Below are 16,182 nucleotides of genomic sequence, written 5' to 3'. Positions count from 1 at the left end.
TGGAAATAATTTTTTACTAATTTTGTCCTTCAAATCGCTTAGCAAAAAAAGCAATGAATTCAAATAACACTTTTTATTACAACAATTTCTTTTATTTTTTCTGGAGAGAAGAAAGGGATTGTCGTATGGTTATTTGATTGAAATCAAAAATTTAGTAAACAACTATAGTACACACAATCCCGATGGTCTCATCGGGATTTTTTTTTGGCGTTATGGAAAGAAAAATAGCAATTCAGGGAATAAAAGGCTCTTTTCACCACCAGGTGGCAAAGGAGTATTTCAACGAAAATAAATTGTTGATTGAATGCATGTCGTTTGATGAATTGGTTAAAAATGTAGTAGGGAACAACCAGAATTTAGGCATCATGGCATTGGAAAATTCAATAGCGGGTTCGATCATTCCGAACTATGCTTTGATCGATAACAACCGGCTGCACATCATCGGGGAACACTATCTGGATATCCGGATGAACCTGATGACATTACCCGGGCAAACGATTGAAGATATTCAGGAAGTACACTCACATCCGATAGCCCTGCTGCAATGCAAAAAGTTTTTTAGCGGCTATCCGCACATCAAACTGGTGGAAGATGCCGATACTGCGGAAACCGCAAGACGCATCCGGGAAAAAGGATTAACCGGTATTGGCGCAGTAGGCAGCAGCGTAGCTTCCGAAATATATGCACTGCCCATTATTGCCGAAAACATACACACCGTAAAAAGTAATAAAACCCGATTTGTAATCGTAAAAGCTGAAAATTCCGTGATACCGAAAAATGAGATCAACAAAGCGTCTTTAAAATTTGAATTGGACGACATGCAGGGAAGCCTTGCCGGGATTCTGAATATCATGAATGAATGCAGGCTGAACCTCACTAAAATTCAGTCGATGCCGGTAATAGAAACGCCCTGGCAGTATTCTTTTTTTGTGGACATCACGTTTAACGACTATGCAGATTACGAAAAAGCAAGAAAACAACTGGAAGCGGATACAAAAGAATTTAAAGTTCTTGGAGAATATAAAAAAGGAGCGGCATGATAACAACAGCAAGAAGATTAGACCACGTGCAGGAATACTACTTCTCCCGGAAACTGAGGGAAGTGAGAGCACTACAGTCTGCAGGAAAACCGGTAATCAATATGGGAATCGGAAGTCCGGACTTAGCACCGGCCACCGCAGTAATGGAAGCGGTACAAAAAGCAATGTTACAACCTATGGCACACCAATATCAGAGTTATCAGGGATTACCGGAACTCCGTGAGGCCATGGCTCATTTTTATGGCCGGAATTTTCAGGTGACGGTAAATCCGGATTCGGAGATTTTACCGTTAATGGGATCAAAGGAAGGGATATTGCACATTGCGATGGCGTTTTTAAATGAAGGGGACGGAGTGTTAATTCCCAATCCGGGTTATCCGACCTATGCATCCGTAGCCAATCTGGTAGGAGCAGAAAGTGTTTTTTACGATCTGAAAGCCGGCCGCAATTGGGAACCGGATTTTGAAGCTCTGGAAAAACAGGACCTTTCCAACGTGAAATTAATGTGGGTAAGCTATCCGCACATGCCAACCGGAGCCACCGGAAGCCTGGAGTTATTTGAAAAACTGGTGGCATTCGCGAAGAAGCATCATATATTACTGGTAAATGACAACCCGTATAGTTTTATACTGAATGACAATCCGCAGTCTGTTTTACAGGTGGAAGGCGCTAAAGAAGTAGCCCTAGAACTAAACTCGCTGAGCAAAACCTTTAACATGGCTGGCTGGAGAGTAGGGATGGTGCTGGGCGAAAGCAAACTGATCCAGGCCGTATTAAAGGTGAAGAGCAACATGGACAGCGGTATGTTTTACGGTATTCAGAAAGGCGCTATTGAAGCCCTGAAAAGTGATGCCGCCTGGTTCGGGCAGCAAAATGAGATTTATACCCAAAGGCGGCAGCTGGTTTTTGAACTGGCGCAGAAGCTGAACTGTACGTATGATGAAAACAGTGTGGGCCTGTTTGTCTGGGCAAAACTTCCGGAAGGGGAAACATCGGCGGAAGCCTTTGTAGACCGGTTATTGTACGATAAAGATGTATTTATCGCACCCGGAACTATATTTGGAAGCAATGGAGAAGGATATATCCGTTTTTCATTGTGTGTGGAAGAAGCGAAAATAAAAGAAATTCTAAACCGGTTTTGATGGAGGATAATGAAAAAGAAAATGTTTTTATAATAGGATTGGGATTGATAGGCGGCTCATTGGCACTGGATATCAAAAAGGCAAATGCCGCTGCGGTTATTCATGGAATAGACCATAGCGATGCCCATCTGGAAGAAGCATTACAGCTGGGGATCATTGACCGGAAAGCCGGTTTTGAAGTCCTGTCGGAAGCCGACTGGGTCATACTGGCCATTCCGGTTGATAAAATGGTAAGCGTTTTGCCGGAAATACTGGATATCGTAAAAGAAGATGCCGTAGTTTTGGATGTGGGTTCCACGAAAGAACAAATCTGTAAAGCCGTTGAAAATCATCCTAAAAGGCGTAATTTTATTGCTACGCATCCGATAGCGGGCACCGAGTTTTCCGGACCGTCCGCAGCACAGGAAAAATTGTTTGAAGGAAAGACAAATATTATCTGTGAAGTTGAAAAAACGGCTTTTACCATTCAGGAAAAAGCGTTGCAGCTGTTTAAAAAGCTAAAAATGAGAATCCGTTATATGGATCCGAAATCGCATGATAAACACATTGCCTATGTTTCGCACCTGTCGCACATCAGTTCGTTTATGTTAGGAAAAACGGTTATTGAAGAAGAAAAAAACGAGCGGGATATTTTTGATATGGCCGGAAGCGGATTCGAAAGTACGGTGCGGCTGGCAAAAAGTTCCCCGGCTATGTGGACGCCCATTTTTCAGCAAAATAAGGAGATGGTATTAAAATCCCTTTCGGAATACATTGACAATTTGAATAATTTTAAAGAATTATTAGCAACAGAAGACTTCGGATCGGTTTATGCCGAAATGGAGCAAACCAATAAGATAAAAGAGATATTAAAAGGAATACATTTAAGAAAAGAGATAAGTTATGGAGAATAATGCAGGAATGAGAACATGGTTAGACGCATTCAATTTAAGCCATCCGCTGGTAATTGCAGGACCATGCAGCGCCGAAACAGAAGAACAGGTTTTAAAAATAGCACACGAATTAAAAGACTCTGACGTGAGTATCTTCAGAGCCGGTATCTGGAAACCGAGAACAAGACCGGGTGGATTTGAAGGCGTGGGCGCTATCGGTTTGAAATGGCTGCAGCGTGCAAAAGCGGAAACAGGGCTGTTACTGGCTGTGGAAGTGGCCAATGCCCACCATGTGCAGCTGGCATTGGAGCACGATGTGGATGTGTTGTGGATTGGTGCCCGGACAACGGTAAACCCGTTTGCCGTTCAGGAAATTGCCGATGCTTTAAAAGATACCGATAAAATCGTATTGGTTAAAAATCCGGTGAATCCCGATTTGTCCTTATGGCTGGGCGGTGTAGAGCGTTTGTACAATGCGAATATTAAAAAGTTGGGAGTGATCCACAGAGGATTTTCGACCTACGAGAAAACAAAATACAGAAACAATCCGGAATGGCAGCTGCCGATAGAGCTGCAAAGCAAATTTCCTGATTTGCCGCTAATCTGTGATCCGTCGCACATTACCGGAAAAAGGGATATGATACTGGAAGTATCGCAACAGGCATTGGATCTGAATTATGACGGTTTGATTATTGAAACCCATATTGATCCTGAAAATGCATGGAGCGATGCCGCACAGCAGGTAACCCCGGCAGCTTTAAAACAAATTTTCAGAGACCTGCGAATCCGTAAGGAAACGGACGAAGCAGATGAATACAATCAGAAATTAGCCGGACTGCGTACGCAGATTGATGAAATCGACAGCAAACTTCTGAATATTTTAGGAAAGAGAATGAAGATCGCAGACAGTATCGGGGCGTTGAAAAAAGAACGCAATGTTGCGGTTTTACAAAACAAACGCTGGAATGAGATTTTAGGCAAAATGGTACTTGAAGGAGAAGAAAGAGGGTTGAGTGAAGAATTTATTTTGAAAATGTTTAAAGCGATTCACCAGGAAAGTATTGCGCATCAGGAAAAAATTATAAATAGTTAACAGTTTTTTTGAAGAAAATTCGTATCATCGCGGGATTTTTTAAAAAACGATGTATGAAAAAACTATTACTATTATTGGCTGTTACGTTATTCAGTAATTTTTCAGCTTTCTCACAGTATAAAATGGAAAATGTTTCCATGACTTATGGTGAAGAGATCACCGAAGAGAAAGGTAAAATTATCAAGATTATTGGAGAGACCAATAACAAAATTTATGCGCTGGGTCTGAAAGGGAAAAGCGATTATTTCTTAAAGATCTTCGAATCCAAAGCAATGAAGCTGATTTCGAATAAGCCTATTGTATTGCCGGAACTGAAAGACAAAGACATTGATTTTGAGGAAATAGTTATACTGAACGGCAGACTGTATGTGATTGGAAGTGTTTACCACAGAAAAGACAAGGTTTTTACATTGGTAGGAATCGAATATTCGGAAGATGGTAAGCTGAGCAATAACATGACCACAATGTTTGAGGCACAGGTTGCCAGAAGTTCAGACCGTGGTGGATTCTATTTTAAAACATCGCCGGACGAGCACATGCTGCTTGCCATGCACACGGCGCTTTATGAAAAAGAAGATGCGATGAAATATGAATTGAAATTGTTTGATCCAAGTCTGAAACCGGTTTTTACGAACATTGAAAAAGTGTCGTATGATGACGATAAGAAAGATTTTGAATTCACAATTGCCGATTTTGACGTGAATACCAAAGACGATGCTTTTGTGGTAATCAATGAAAGCTACCGCGACAAAAAGAAAAAAGAAAAAGTAGAGAAATTTCAGGTATTTGCTTTCAAAAATGAAAACGGATACAAGAAAGATGTGATTGATATCAATTTTACAGGAAAAGAAATTATTAACTGTAAAATGTTGTCAACCAGTAAAAACACGGTACAATTGGTAGGTTTTTATTCCAGTGTCCGCGAAAACGGAAAAGCGAATAAAGAGCTGAAAGGCGTTTACAATGCTACAATTAATTTAGGGACTAATACGAACGATAATCTGAAATTTAACGAGTTCGATTATGCGACCAAAGTGAAATTGTTAGGAGAGAGAAGAGCGAAAAAAGGGAAGGATTTAAAACCGTTGTATATCATTCACTCTATTATTGAGAAAAATGACGGCGGCCTTATCGTGATCTCAGAATACCGATTTGTATATGTTGGTCAGAAACAGGGAATCGGACCGTTAGGAGTACAGCCGATAACCTATACAACTAACGAAATGATTGTTACGTCGTTAAAACCGGACGGTTCATTGGATTGGAGTAATGTGGTGGCAAAAGACCAGTCGGCTACCGTTACGGTGGCTTCGCTGAACTTCTTTGGAATAGGAGGCGGATCGTCAAACTTTAACGTAGCACTGGGATTATCGATCCCGTTAGGGGTTATGGGGAAAGGACCGGAGTATTTAAGTGCTATTCCTATTTATAAAGACGGGCAGTTGAGTATCCTTTTCAATGACAATAAAAAGAATAAAGGAATTACCGATATCGAAGAGATCAAATCGTTAGGGAACTATAATAATGCGGTTCCTACGGTATTTGTTTTTGATGATAAAGGGCAGATTTCCAGAAAAGATCCGGAAGAAGCAATTAAAAATGAACTTGTAATCCGACCAGGAATTTACTACAGAAAAAATGAGAAAGAATTCTTGATCTATGCATCCAGAAAATCTCAGGATAAGTTAGGAAGAATGGTTTTACAATAATAAGATTCAGAAAAGGTTGCTTAAAAAGCAACCTTTTTTTTGTAATAAATAAAGATGGCTATCTTTGCAGTATGACAGGAGTTGTTTATAAATCTACAGGAAGTTGGTACAGCGTTAAAACCGAAGATAATCAGGTTTTTGAATGCCGTATAAAAGGGAAATTCCGAATGAAAGGTATTAAGAGTACCAATCCTATTGCAGTGGGTGATGTTGTTGATTTTGAGTTGGACAATTCCACCGATGAAATTGCCGGTGTTATTCACAATATACACGACCGGAAAAATTATATTGTCCGCAAATCGGTTAATCTGTCGAAGCAGACGCACATTATCGCGGCGAATATCGATATGGTTTTTCTTTTGGTGACAATTAATAATCCGCCAACCACAACCAGTTTTATCGATCGTTTTCTGGTAACAGCGGAAGCTTACGGAATTGAAGCGGTGTTGCTGTTCAATAAAATCGATACTTACGATGAGGCAACGCTGGACGAGCAATTGTATCTGCAATATGTTTATTCCAATATCGGTTACAAATGCCTGCGTATTTCTTCAACCGAAGGTAAAGGGATTGAAGAACTAAAAAGCCTGATGAAAGATAAGGTATCCATGTTCTCCGGACATTCGGGTGTAGGGAAATCAACACTGGTTAATGCTCTGGAACCTACTTTGAATTTAAAAACCAAAGCAATATCCGATCAGCATCAGCAGGGACAGCATACGACCACTTTTGCAGAAATGTTTGAACTTTCTTTCGGAGCCCGCATCATCGATACGCCGGGAATCAGGGGATTTGGAATTGTAGACATGGAGAAACAGGAAATAGGAAACTACTTTCCGGAATTCTTTGCGTTAAAAGACCAGTGTAAATTCAATAACTGCCTGCATAAAGAAGAGCCGCATTGTGCGGTTAAAGACGCCCTGGAAAATGACGAAATAGCCTGGTCGCGCTATAAAAGTTATATCCAGATTCTGGAAGGTGAAGACGAACATTACCGAACGGATATTTACGGCGAAGGAAAAGCAAAAGATACCGAATAAAAAAATACGATTTGAAAGCAGTAATACAAAGAGTTTCGGAAGCTTCGGTAACCATAGACGGAAAAATTACCGCCGAAATTCAAAAAGGACTATTGGTGTTAATAGGAATAGAAGATGCCGACGGAGCGGAGGACATACAATGGCTGACTTCTAAAATAGCGAATCTCCGCATTTTTGGCGACGAAAATGACGTGATGAATTTATCCGTGAAAGATGTTGATGGCGCGATGATCGTGGTAAGTCAGTTTACCTTACATGCCCAGACCAAAAAAGGCAATCGTCCGTCGTATATTAAAGCGTCAAAACCCGATGTTGCCATACCGCTTTATGAAGGTTTTGTGCGCCAGATGGAGACAGAACTCGGTAAAAAAATCCAGACCGGTGAATTCGGCGCCGATATGAAAGTTCGCTTGTTAAACGACGGACCGGTAACGATCATTATTGATACGAAGAATAAAGAATAAAACAGCAGATCGATGGCGTAATGCTAAAGGCATTCTCAGGACTGTTACTAAAATAAAGCCCCCACACTAACATCTTAATAATTAAGGAATGAGAACAAAATTACTATTTTTTTATGCTCTGATTTGTGTGGTAGCCGGCAGCTATGGCCAGACACGAATGCTGGGCAGGGTTTCTGCCGAAGAATTGCAGCAGAAAAGGCATCTTAAAGATACCAGTGCTGCCGCTGCAGTCGTGTTTAAAAAAGGGCTGACAACATTTAAAGTAGGTACCGACTCCAAATGGTATGTCTATACGGAAGTACAGGAAAGGATCAAGATCTATAAAAAAGAAGGCTATGGCTATGCAAACAAGCAGGTGCCGTATTACAATAATGAGGGAGCCGGTGAAAAAGTAGTCTTCGAAAATGCTTTTACCTACAATTTAGTGGATGGCAAAATAGAAAAAACAAAGCTGAATAAAGAAGGGGAGTTTAAAGAAAAGTTCAACGAAAACTGGGATATTAAAAAGATTGTTATGCCTGCCGTAAAGGAAGGCTCGGTCGTGGAATATCAGTATACGATTGTTTCTCCGTTTATTACAGATTTACGGGACTGGGACTTTCAATATTCCATCCCGGCAGATTTTGTGACCTACCAGATCAATATCCCAAGCCATCTGGTCTATAATCAGATCATTACCGGATCAACAACCATCAATAAGGAATCGGCTGTGGCAAGCAGTCTGAACGGAGATTATGCGGAAACAAAGCTAACCTATACCGTAAAAGATATTCTTGCCATCAAAGAAGAAAAATATGTGAACAATATCAAAAACTATATTTCAAGCTTAAAATTTGAGTTGGTAGCAGCCAGTAATAAACTGGGAAGTAAATCCTTTGCTCAGAACTGGAATGATGTAGCGAAGAATATATATGAGGATACCGATTTCGGAAGACAGCTGAATCTTAAATCCTATTTTGAAGAAGAACTGGGGCCGGTTTTAAAAGGAGCCGTAGATAAGGATGAAAAAATGAAAACGGTCTTTGATTTTGTCAGGCAAAGAATGGTCTGGAATGAAAAAAACGGTTACCTGTGCCGGGATGGTGTAAAAACAGCCTTTAAGAATAAAGCGGGTAATGTGGCCGAGATTAACTTAATGCTCACGGCAATGTTGCGGTATGCCGGATTGGATGCCAATCCTGTTTTGGTTAGTACCAGGAATAATGGTATTGCCCCGTTTCCTTCCCGTACCGCTTTTAATTATGTTATTGCCGCCGTTAAAACTCCAGATAAAACCATTTTTCTGGATGCAACAGATAAAAATGCCGAACCGGATATTATCCCTTTCAGGGCAATAAACTGGGTAGGCAGAATAATCAGAGCAGATGAAAGTTCGGAAGAAGTAGAGCTGATGCCGAAATTTAAATCCAGAGAAAACAGTATGGTAATGGCCGAGCTGAATAAGGAAGGCGTGCTTTCAGGGAAGATCCGAAAACAATACCAGGGCTATAATGCTTTTGAATTTAAAGGAGATTATGGCGGTTTTACAAAAGAGAAAAGGATTGAAAATATCGAGAAAAAGTACGACGGAATCGAATTGGGGGACTATTCGGTAGTGTATCCTGCAGATTTCTCTAAACCGGTAACCGAAGATTATTCGTTTTCGCATAGCAATATGGTTGAGGCAATTGGCGACAGATTGTATTTTGCGCCGCTGTTGTTTCTGGCAATGAACGACAATCCTTTTAAACTGGAAAAAAGACAATATCCGATTGATTTTATTTATCCTTTTCAGTGGAAATATGTAGTGAGTATCAAAGTTCCGGAAGGTTATGTGGTTGAATCGTTGCCAAAATCGGCGACCATTACGATGGAAGAGCAAATAGGAACTTTTAAATACGATATTGTTGACAATGACCGGCAACTGCAACTCATGGCGTTGTTTGATATTAATTATGCCAATATACCGGAATCGTATTATGATAACCTGAAAGGTTTTTTTAATGAGGTCATTAAGAAGCAGACAGAAAAAATTGTACTTAAAAAAAGCTGAAATCCCAACGTTTCTATCCGGCCTGGTCGGTCGTGAAAGTAACGGGGAATGTTATTTAATTGCAGAAAGGGAAATAGAATTAAAGCCATAATGATGAATTCAAAAACTAAATATACCGCACTGTTGATCCTGTTTTGTTCGCTGTGGGCATTTGCTCAGGAAGCCGTTGTTATTCCTGACAGTCTTCGGGAAAATGCAAATACCATTGTAAAAACGGATAAAACGCTAATTCAGGTTTTGTCGGTCAGGAATATGCTGATCAGTAAAAAGAAAACGGTCATTGTACTCAATGAACAAGGGCTTTCCAGTATCGAAGGGGATTTGTATTATGATAACTCAACTAAAATAAAAAATGTTGAAGCGATTATTTATGACAAATCCGGAAAAGAGATCAAAAAATTAAAGCGAAAAGATTTTTTTGACCATAGTGTGGCAGATGGTTTTTCTGTTTTTTCAGATAACAGGGCACTTACATTAAACTATGTTGCCACAGAATATCCGTTTACGATTGAGCTGAACAGTGAAACGGAAACGTCCAATACCGGATTTGTAACCACCTGGTATCCGATTACCGGTTATGCACAGAGCCTGATGAAAAGTGAATACAGGATTGCCTATCCGTATGACCTGAAGCTTAAGTATAAGGAATACAATCTGGATAAATTTAAAGCCGTAAAAACAGCTAAAGGTACCGAACTTGTTTTTGTACTCGAAAATGTTCCGGCCTTAAAATATGAAGAATATGCACCCAGTTTCACGAAGTTAATACCCTATGTCCGGTTTGGATTTGGCAAATTCTCGTTAGAAGGCACGGATGGTGTGGCAGACAACTGGAAAGACTTCGGATTGTGGATGAATGATAAATTGCTTCAGGATGTACAGGAACTGCCGTTAGAAACGCAGAACACGATAAAAAAACTGGTGGAAAATGAAAAGAGCCCGATAGAAAAGGCAAAAAAAATATACCGGTATGTACAGGATAAAACCAGATACGTCAGTATTCAGGTAGGTATTGGGGGATGGAAACCAATGAAAGCCGCAGATGTAGACAGGTTGGGTTATGGCGACTGTAAAGCGCTGTCTAATTATACAAAATCGTTATTGAATGTGGTTGGAATCCCCTCTTATTATACCGTGATTTATGGCGGAAAAGAAAAGGAAAACCTGCAAAACGATCTTGTTTCAATCCAGGGGAATCATGCTATTTTAACAGTGCCGGACAATGGACAGTATTATTTTCTGGAATGTACCAGCCAGGTGTATCCTTTTGCCTATCAGGGAAAATTTACAGATGACCGCTATGCTTTAATTGTAAAACCGGATGGGGGCGAACTGGTCAAAACGAATGATATTCCGGATAAAGACAATACACAGCAATCAAAGGGACGTTATACCATTGATCCGGAAGGAAACTTTAGCGGCGAAATTGCTATTCGGTCCGGAGGAACGCAGTATGAGAACAAATACCTGATGGAACGAAAATCCAAAGAAGACCAGGAACGGTTTTACAAACACTATTTTTCCAATATCAATAACCTGAAAATTAATAAAGTTCAGTTTGAAAATGATAGGGACAAGGTAATATTCCTGGAAAATATTGCGGTTCAGGCAGAACGATATGCTACTATTTCCGGGGAGCGAATGCTTTTTCCTGTCAATGCTTTTAATGTAAGCCGGGAATTGCCGCAACGTTACAGAAACAGAAAGCTGCCGTTTGAAATCGGTAGGGGATACCATGATTATGACGAAGTAACGGTACAGTTGCCGGAAGGATTTTCTGTGGAAGGATTACCGCAGAATATTGCCTTAAAAACAAAGTTTGGCGAGTATAAAACAGACTATAAACTTGAAGGAAAGGACAAATTGCTTGCGATACGCTCTGTAACAATATTCAGAGGGTATTATGCAAAAGAAGAATATGAAGATTTTAGAAAATTCCAGGAACTCATTGCCAGAAATGACAATGCAAAAATTAGCTTAATTAAAAATAAATAATGATGAGAGTAACATTACTTAGTGCTTTGTTTTTTTTCATAACGGTACAAACATTTGCCCAAAAGTTCGATATGGGAAAAGTGACGGTTGAAGAATTAAAACAAACGGAACACCCTAAAGATCCCAAAGCAGAAGCGGCTGTTTTGTATAAAAAAGGAAGAACCTATTTTGAGTTTCACCCGGACAAAGGATTTCGAACCATTACGGAGGTGGAAACACGAATTAAAATTTATAAAAAAGAAGGTTACGACTGGGCAAATTTTGTCATTGATAATTATGTAGACAATAATTCCAAGGAGAATGTTTCGTTTACCAATGCCTGTACGTATAACTTAGTTGACGGGAAAATTGAAAAAACCAAGCTGAAAAGCGAAGGTATTTTTGTTGAAAAAACCAATAAATACAGAGAGCGCAACAAAATTGTACTTCCTAACGTAAAGGAATTGTCGGTTATTGAGTTTAAATATACCCAGGAATCTCCGTTTATCGGTGCTTTTAAAGATTGGAACTTCCAGATGGCAATTCCGGTGAATCATTCGGAGTATGTAACGCAAATTCCGGAATATTATATCTATAAGACACAAATGAAAGGAGCACTTGTGCCAAAAATAGAAAAGACAAGTTCTACCGGAAGTTATAGAGGAAAGGTAACACAAAAAGTAAATGGCGACGGAGGATACAGTAATGTAAAATCCAATCTGGATCTGGATTATCAGGAAGCGAACATCACCTATACCTTAAAAGATATTCCGGCAATGAAAGATGAAAGCTATATCAATAACATCAATAATTACAGAACGGCATTACTGCATGAACTGACGTCCATTAAATATCCGAACCAGCCATATAAAGATCTTTCTACAGATTGGAATACCCTGGTAAAAAGAATTTATGAAGGAGAGTTTGGAAGCGAGCTGAACAAAAGAAGTTATTTTGAAGAGGATCTGGCGGCAATATTAAAAGGAATCAGTAATCCGGATGAAAAGATTACAACTATTTTTAACTTTGTAAAATCCAGAATGACCTGGAATGAATATGTGGGCTATATCTGCGAAAAAGGAGTGCGTACAGCCTATAAGGAAAAAGTAGGAAACACCGCAGAAATAAACCTGATCCTGATAGCGATGCTAAGAGAGGCGGGAATAGATGTGAATCCTATTTTGTTGAGTACAAGAAGCAACGGAATTGCCTTTTTTCCAAACAGATCTTCTTATAACTATGTTATAGCCGGAGTTCAGTCTGGTGATCGTTTGTTGCTTTTAGATGCGACAGATAAGAATGCAGGTGTCGATATTATGCCTTTCAGAGCGCTGAACTGGTTTGGAAGAATGGTGCGTAAAGACGGAAGTTCAGACGATGTGGAACTGGTTCCTAAAAACCTGTCCAAAAACGTAGTAAATATCATGGCGACCATTGGGGCAGACGGAGTATTGAAAGGAATGGTACGCGAACAGCATTTCGATTATTTTGCCTATATGTACAGAGCGTTGTATGGCGATTTAAATCAGGAAAAATATCTGGAAAAACTGGAGAAGAAATATACCGGAATTCAGATAGAATCCTATAAAGTAGCCAATGCAAAGGATATGGCGAAACCAGTTGTAGAAGATTATAATTTTACGCATGAGGCAATAGTTGAAAGAATTGGCGATAAAATATATGTTGATCCGATGTTGTTTTTTGCCCAGACGGAAAATCCTTTTAAACAGGAAAAAAGAGAATATCCGATTGATTTCTCCTTCCCGAATCAGGAAAAATACATGATTAACCTGACCATACCGGATGGTTATGTGGTAGAATCGGTTCCGGCGCCAATAAGCATGGCAATGGAAGAAGACATGGGAAGCTTTAATTTTAATATTAATACTTCCGGAAATAAAGTACAGCTGGTGGCATCTGTAGATATTAACTGGTCATTGGTTCCGGCAAGTCACTATGAAATACTTAAAAATTTCTATAAGACAATTATTGAAAAACAAACAGAAAAAATAGTTCTTAAAAAAGCATAAGATGGATATAAAAAACGCACAACAGGACGTTGATAACTGGATTAAAAACCACGGGGTTCGTTACTTTAACGAACTGACGAACATGGCGCAGCTTACAGAAGAAGTTGGGGAAGTAGCCCGAATCATTGCCCGCCGTTATGGGGAGCAATCGGAAAAAGAAAGTGATAAAAATAAAGATCTGGGTGAAGAACTGGCAGATGTTGTTTTTGTGGTTTTATGTCTGGCGAATCAAACGGGAGTCGATTTACAGGCGGCGTTTGATAAAAAACTGGACTTAAAAACAAAGCGGGATCACGATCGTCATCACAACAATGAAAAATTAAAATAGCCGCATCAGGGCATAAGTGCCTGTAATACCTGGAACAATGAAAATAAAACTCCTGCCTTCCGAAATAAACAGTTCGTCTGCAATTGCCATAACCGGCTCTAAAAGTGAAACCAACAGGCTGTTATTGCTGCAGGCCTTGTACCCGGAACTGATTTTAAAAAACACATCCAATTCCGATGACAGTCAGGTCATGACCAAAGCATTGAAGTCGGAAGAAACGGTTGTGGACATCCATCATGCCGGAACAGCGATGCGTTTTCTGACTTCCTATTTTGCAGTTCAGCAAGGCAGAGAAGTGGTATTAACGGGTTCTACCCGCATGCAGGAACGCCCGATCAGTATTTTAGTGGATGCGCTGCGACAATTGGGTGCCGATATCACATACGAAAAAACGGAAGGGTATCCGCCCATCCGTATAAAAGGAACAAAAATTGAGAAACGGCAGGTAAGCCTGAAAGCGGATGTCAGCAGTCAGTATATTTCGGCATTGCTCTTAGTGGCACCCGGTCTGGAAAACGGACTGGAGCTCACGCTGGAAGGAACACTCACGTCTATTCCATATATTAAAATGACACTGGCATTGTTAGCCGAAATCGGGATAGCCACAACATTTGAAGGCAATACAATCACGGTTGCCCATCAGGCAAAAACAATCACAGCACAGGAAGTAACGGTGGAAAGCGACTGGAGTTCGGCATCTTATTTTTATTCGATTGCCGCTATGGCAAAACCCGGAACAACGATTGCACTGACCAGCTATAAAGAAAACAGCTTTCAGGGCGATAGCGACCTGGTGGCACTATACCGCCATTTTGGAGTCGAATCCGTTTTTGAGAACAATACGCTTACGCTGAAAAAAACAGCTGTAAAGATCGAAGATGCACTATCGTTTAACCTGCAGAACACACCGGATATCGCCCAGACGATTGCCGTAACCTGTTTTGGTTTGGGAATAAGCTGTCACCTTAGCGGTTTGCACACTTTAAAAATTAAAGAAACGGATCGTTTGCTGGCATTGCAAAATGAGCTGACAAAATTAGGAGCTGTCATTACAGTCACCAATGACAGTCTTACGCTGGAAGCCGCTGCGGTTATAAACCCCGATGTTCCTATTGCAACCTATCAGGACCACCGCATGGCGATGGCTTTTGCACCCTTGGCATTACGGGTTCCGCTAGTTATAGAGGAAGCCGGAGTAGTCTCAAAGTCATATCCGGATTTTTGGGAAGATCTTAAGAAAATCGGCTTTAAAATACAGGAAATAAATGAGTAAAATCCAAGTTTTTAAAAATAAACCTTAAAAGACTTGACAACCCCTATCGTGCAATAGTATATTTGCACTCAATTTAAAATTTGTACAATGAAGTTATCTCATTTCAATTTCAATTTGCCAGCGGAATTGTTGGCAGAATTTCCTGCTGAAAACAGAGACGAAGCTCGTTTGATGGTTGTGAACAGAAAAACACAAACTATCGAACACAAGCTTTTTAAAGACATTCTGGATTATTTTGATGAAGGAGATGTAATGGTGTTGAATAATACTAAAGTTTTTCCGGCTCGTCTTTATGGTAACAAAGAAAAAACGGGAGCAAGAATTGAAGTTTTTTTATTGAGAGAATTAAATGCCGAGCAGCGTTTATGGGATGTATTGGTTGATCCTGCCCGTAAAATCCGTATTGGTAATAAATTATATTTCGGTGATGATGATTCCTTAGTAGCGGAAGTTATTGATAACACAACCTCAAGAGGAAGAACACTACGTTTCTTATATGACGGTTCTTACGAAGAATTCAGAGCAAAATTACTGGAACTGGGAGAAACTCCGATACCAAAATACATCAACCGTGATGTAACGCCGGAAGATGCAGAAAGATACCAGACTATTTATGCTAAAGAAGAAGGTGCTGTAGCTGCTCCAACCGCAGGATTGCACTTCTCGAAACACTTAATGAAACGTTTGGAAATTAAAGGTGTTAATTTTGCCGAAATAACATTACACGTAGGTTTGGGAACATTCAACCCGGTTGAGGTAGAAGATTTATCCAAACACAAAATGGATTCGGAAGAATTGAGAATTACCGAAGAAGCTTGTGAAATAGTGAATACGGCAAAAGCCAACAAAAAAAGAGTTTGCGCTATCGGAACAACAACCATGCGTGCAATGGAAAGCTCTGTATCTTCTGCTAAAACATTAAATCCGTATGAAGGATGGACGAATAAATTTATTTTCCCTCCTTACGATTTCAGTGTAGCCGATTGTATGGTAACCAATTTCCATACTCCGAAATCGACTTTATTAATGATGATTTCAGCATTCTGCGGACATGATTTAATGCGTAAAGCGTATGATGAAGCAATCAAAGAAGGCTATAAATTCTACTCTTACGGTGATGCTATGTTAATCCTGTAATCTGAGAATTATAATATAAATAAAAAACGTTCCATTCCGGAACGTTTT

At 39.9% G+C, this 16,182-nt stretch carries 13 protein-coding genes; all 13 read left to right on the top strand.

All coding sequences use genetic code 11. The features are described from left to right. The first annotated feature begins 212 nt into the window (after positions 1-212). On the top strand, positions 213-1,040 hold the full coding sequence (locus tag BGO42_RS01580; protein ID WP_273245604.1) for a prephenate dehydratase: 828 nt from the start codon (positions 213-215) through the stop codon (positions 1,038-1,040). Beyond that, on the top strand, positions 1,037-2,182 hold the full coding sequence (locus BGO42_RS01575; protein ID WP_273245605.1) for a pyridoxal phosphate-dependent aminotransferase: 1,146 nt from the start codon (positions 1,037-1,039) through the stop codon (positions 2,180-2,182). Before BGO42_RS01580 ends, BGO42_RS01575 begins: the two co-directional genes overlap by 4 nt. Continuing rightward, entirely contained in the window at positions 2,182-3,075 is an 894-nt protein-coding gene (locus BGO42_RS01570; protein ID WP_273245607.1) for a prephenate dehydrogenase, read from the top strand. The genes BGO42_RS01575 and BGO42_RS01570 overlap by 1 nt, the downstream gene beginning before the upstream one ends. Next, positions 3,065-4,147, top strand: coding sequence for a bifunctional 3-deoxy-7-phosphoheptulonate synthase/chorismate mutase type II (locus BGO42_RS01565; RefSeq protein ID WP_177732127.1), 1,083 nt, complete (start codon positions 3,065-3,067; stop codon positions 4,145-4,147). The genes BGO42_RS01570 and BGO42_RS01565 overlap by 11 nt, the downstream gene beginning before the upstream one ends. Before the next feature lie 53 nt (positions 4,148-4,200). Beyond that, the gene (locus BGO42_RS01560) at positions 4,201-5,856 is read left to right on the top strand and encodes a hypothetical protein (protein WP_273245609.1); all 1,656 of its coding nucleotides are present in this window, start codon (positions 4,201-4,203) and stop codon (positions 5,854-5,856) included. Between the two features lie 71 nt (positions 5,857-5,927). Then, positions 5,928-6,896, top strand: a complete 969-nt coding sequence (rsgA, locus tag BGO42_RS01555) for a ribosome small subunit-dependent GTPase A (protein WP_177732133.1) — start codon at positions 5,928-5,930, stop codon at positions 6,894-6,896. A gap of 11 nt (positions 6,897-6,907) precedes the next feature. Next, positions 6,908-7,360: a D-aminoacyl-tRNA deacylase gene (gene dtd / locus BGO42_RS01550; RefSeq protein ID WP_273245611.1), complete on the top strand. Its 453-nt coding sequence runs from the start codon at positions 6,908-6,910 to the stop codon at positions 7,358-7,360. Positions 7,361-7,448: 88 nt separating this feature from the next. Then, on the top strand, positions 7,449-9,392 hold the full coding sequence (locus BGO42_RS01545; RefSeq protein WP_273245613.1) for a DUF3858 domain-containing protein: 1,944 nt from the start codon (positions 7,449-7,451) through the stop codon (positions 9,390-9,392). A gap of 90 nt (positions 9,393-9,482) precedes the next feature. Further along, positions 9,483-11,387, top strand: a complete 1,905-nt coding sequence (locus BGO42_RS01540; protein WP_286748567.1) for a DUF3858 domain-containing protein — start codon at positions 9,483-9,485, stop codon at positions 11,385-11,387. After that, positions 11,387-13,396, top strand: coding sequence for a DUF3858 domain-containing protein (locus BGO42_RS01535; RefSeq protein WP_286748566.1), 2,010 nt, complete (start codon positions 11,387-11,389; stop codon positions 13,394-13,396). The genes BGO42_RS01540 and BGO42_RS01535 overlap by 1 nt, the downstream gene beginning before the upstream one ends. Position 13,397: 1 nt before the next feature. Continuing rightward, positions 13,398-13,724, top strand: coding sequence for a nucleotide pyrophosphohydrolase (locus BGO42_RS01530; protein ID WP_177732141.1), 327 nt, complete (start codon positions 13,398-13,400; stop codon positions 13,722-13,724). Positions 13,725-13,761: 37 nt separating this feature from the next. Then, positions 13,762-14,997: a 3-phosphoshikimate 1-carboxyvinyltransferase gene (locus BGO42_RS01525; RefSeq protein ID WP_273245619.1), complete on the top strand. Its 1,236-nt coding sequence runs from the start codon at positions 13,762-13,764 to the stop codon at positions 14,995-14,997. Positions 14,998-15,084: 87 nt separating this feature from the next. Continuing rightward, positions 15,085-16,134: a tRNA preQ1(34) S-adenosylmethionine ribosyltransferase-isomerase QueA gene (gene queA, locus BGO42_RS01520; protein ID WP_177732147.1), complete on the top strand. Its 1,050-nt coding sequence runs from the start codon at positions 15,085-15,087 to the stop codon at positions 16,132-16,134. Positions 16,135-16,182: the final 48 nt, after the last annotated feature.

This window comes from Flavobacterium sp. 40-81 (genome assembly GCF_001898245.1).
Lineage (GTDB): Bacteria > Bacteroidota > Bacteroidia > Flavobacteriales > Flavobacteriaceae > Flavobacterium > Flavobacterium inviolabile.
This window is presented reverse-complemented; position numbering and strand designations above follow the sequence as displayed.

What these genes read in the sequence shown, in the direction of transcription:
- BGO42_RS01580 (WP_273245604.1), top strand. Translation starts at nt 213, where the DNA reads ATGGAAAGAAAAATAGCAATTCAGGGAATAAAAGGCTCTTTTCACCAC.
- BGO42_RS01575 (WP_273245605.1), top strand. Translation starts at nt 1,037, where the DNA reads ATGATAACAACAGCAAGAAGATTAGACCACGTGCAGGAATACTACTTC.
- BGO42_RS01570 (WP_273245607.1), top strand. Translation starts at nt 2,182, where the DNA reads ATGGAGGATAATGAAAAAGAAAATGTTTTTATAATAGGATTGGGATTG.
- BGO42_RS01565 (WP_177732127.1), top strand. Translation starts at nt 3,065, where the DNA reads ATGGAGAATAATGCAGGAATGAGAACATGGTTAGACGCATTCAATTTA.
- BGO42_RS01560 (WP_273245609.1), top strand. Translation starts at nt 4,201, where the DNA reads ATGAAAAAACTATTACTATTATTGGCTGTTACGTTATTCAGTAATTTT.
- rsgA (WP_177732133.1), top strand. Translation starts at nt 5,928, where the DNA reads ATGACAGGAGTTGTTTATAAATCTACAGGAAGTTGGTACAGCGTTAAA.
- BGO42_RS01545 (WP_273245613.1), top strand. Translation starts at nt 7,449, where the DNA reads ATGAGAACAAAATTACTATTTTTTTATGCTCTGATTTGTGTGGTAGCC.
- BGO42_RS01540 (WP_286748567.1), top strand. Translation starts at nt 9,483, where the DNA reads ATGATGAATTCAAAAACTAAATATACCGCACTGTTGATCCTGTTTTGT.
- BGO42_RS01535 (WP_286748566.1), top strand. Translation starts at nt 11,387, where the DNA reads ATGATGAGAGTAACATTACTTAGTGCTTTGTTTTTTTTCATAACGGTA.
- BGO42_RS01530 (WP_177732141.1), top strand. Translation starts at nt 13,398, where the DNA reads ATGGATATAAAAAACGCACAACAGGACGTTGATAACTGGATTAAAAAC.
- BGO42_RS01525 (WP_273245619.1), top strand. Translation starts at nt 13,762, where the DNA reads ATGAAAATAAAACTCCTGCCTTCCGAAATAAACAGTTCGTCTGCAATT.
- queA (WP_177732147.1), top strand. Translation starts at nt 15,085, where the DNA reads ATGAAGTTATCTCATTTCAATTTCAATTTGCCAGCGGAATTGTTGGCA.